The following is a 1,415-nucleotide window of genomic DNA, read 5'->3' as shown; positions in this document are numbered from 1 at the left end:
GTGTCGCTGTCTGCGTCGTCCGTTTCGGGTTTGTTCTTTAAGGCTGCCCTGTATCTTCGGTCAATCTCTTTCCACCCGTCAGACAGTACCGTTTTTCCCCTTGCGGTAAAAGACTGTCCGGCACATTCAAAAACTGCTGTAATCGCTTCAAAGGTATGCGGTGCAGCGGTCGCCATAAATAGACGCACCCCGGCAAGGGTAAGGACATTTTTTTCACTTTCCGGCAGCGCGGCAAGGTCGGTCTTTGCAAGCTCCATAGTTGGGATAATAGCATGGGGGTCTGATACCTTTTTACTGTTCAGCACCTTTCCAAGCTCCGGCGTAAAGTCTTTTCCCGCCATAAAAGGAAATTTCCCACAAAGCAGCTTGATAATGCCCGCCGCTGTGTCGCCCATGTCGTCGGTCAGAAATGCGCTGTCGGTTCTCGGATAAGTAAGCAAACGCTTTTCATACAAGGCTTGTGCGAGGTCAAGGGTCTGCTTTGCCGTATATCCGAACAGGCGGTTTGCTTCCCTCTGTAAAGAAGTAAGGTCAAAGAGCTTCGGCGGGGCTACGGTCTTTTTCTCTTTCACAACGGAAGTACAGACTGCTTTTGACGCTTCACAAGTCGTTTTTAATGCGTCGGCTTCTGCCTTATCTGAAATTCGTTCACTTGCAGCTTCCGCGCCGGATAAGGCAAGGCGCACATGGTAGTATTTTTCTTTCTTGAAAGAGGTAATCGCTGCGTCTCGGTCAACAAGCATTTTTAAGGTCGGGGTCTGTACGCGCCCCACGTTCAAGGTATGATTGTAAAGGACAGAGAAAAGGCGGGTGGCATTGATACCGATTAACCAGTCAGCCTTTGCCCTGCATAATGCGGAAGCAAAGAGCGCGTCGTATTCTTCGCCGTTCTTCAGACGGGAAAAGCCCTCTTTGATTGCGCTGTCCTCCATAGAAGAAATCCAAAGGCGGCGCATAGGTTTCTTGCAGCCCGCCATTTCATAGACAAAACGGAAAATGAGTTCTCCCTCGCGCCCTGCGTCGCAGGCGTTTACCACTTCGGAAACGTCTGCCCGGTGCATAAGCTCCTTTAAGATTTTGAATTGCTTTTCCTTGTCAGCGGAAACGGTGTATTTCCATTCCTGCGGCAAAATCGGTAAGCTGTCATAGCTCCACTTTTTATATTGTTCTCCGTAGGCGGCAGCTTCCGCAAGTCCTACCAAATGTCCCACACACCAAGAAACGATATAGCCGCTTCCTGTGAGAAATCCGTCTTTCTTTTCCTTTGCCCCAAGTACGGCAGCGATTGTCTGCGCCACACTGGGCTTTTCTGCAATAACTAAAATCAAATATAAGTTCCTCCTTTCAGCGTTCCGGCTCGGTTTTCTTTTTCTCCTGTACCTGTTTCAGACAGTACCCCACACAAGGGGACTGTC

The 1,415-nt window shown here is 49.5% G+C and carries 1 protein-coding gene; it reads right to left on the bottom strand.

Annotated features, from left to right (window positions below; translation table 11 throughout):
- A partial coding sequence (locus DWW13_RS18375) for a DNA topoisomerase (protein ID WP_243026209.1) occupies positions 1-1,328 on the bottom strand: 1,328 nt, incomplete at its 3' end.
- Positions 1,329-1,415 lie beyond the last annotated feature (87 nt).

Origin of the sequence: Blautia sp. AF14-40, from assembly GCF_003479665.1 — a bacterium.
Lineage (GTDB): Bacteria > Bacillota > Clostridia > Lachnospirales > Lachnospiraceae > Fusicatenibacter > Fusicatenibacter saccharivorans.
Note: the sequence above shows the minus strand (reverse complement) of the source record. Positions and strands in the feature narration are given on the sequence as shown.